This window comes from Xanthobacter autotrophicus (assembly GCF_030015065.1).
Classification (GTDB): Bacteria; Pseudomonadota; Alphaproteobacteria; order Rhizobiales; family Xanthobacteraceae; genus Xanthobacter; species Xanthobacter autotrophicus_D.
Window position 1 is genome coordinate 1 of record NZ_JAIVFN010000584.1, and the last position, 380, is coordinate 380.

General features: G+C 68.2%; 1 protein-coding gene and 1 pseudogene. Both read left to right on the top strand.

The genetic code is table 11. The annotated features are described in order from the left end of the window. A pseudogene (locus K9U40_RS24620) lies at positions 1 to 202 on the top strand (hypothetical protein); the annotation flags it as partial. After that, positions 199 to 380 (top strand): PHP domain-containing protein (locus tag K9U40_RS24625; RefSeq protein ID WP_282892650.1); only part of this gene is annotated, 182 nt, incomplete at its 3' end. The pseudogene K9U40_RS24620 and the gene K9U40_RS24625, both read left to right, overlap by 4 nt.

A 380-nucleotide genomic window follows, 5' to 3' on the forward strand; every position in this document is an offset into this window, starting at 1 on the left:
ACTGGTGGGTCCGCATCGCGTGGAGGGGGGCTGGTGGGCCAGCGGCCAGAGCGGTGGCACCGGCGCCCCCCAGTCGCACCCCCAGGTGGCAACTCGGGACTACTGGATCGCGCTCACTGAGCGCGGCGCCGCCCTGTGGATATTTCAGACGCGTCTTGCCGCCGAGGCAGGACATTGGTTCTTGCACGGTCACTTTGCATGAGCGACCACGCGCCCCCTCGCCCCCTGACCAATGGCATGCCCGCTTACGCGGAGCTGCGCTGCGCGAGCAGCTTCTCTTTCCTGGTCGGCGCCAGCCATCCGCAGGAGCTCGTCGAGCGCGCTGCCCAGCTTGGCTACTCCGCTATCGCGCTCACCGACGAATGCAGCGTTGCAGGGAT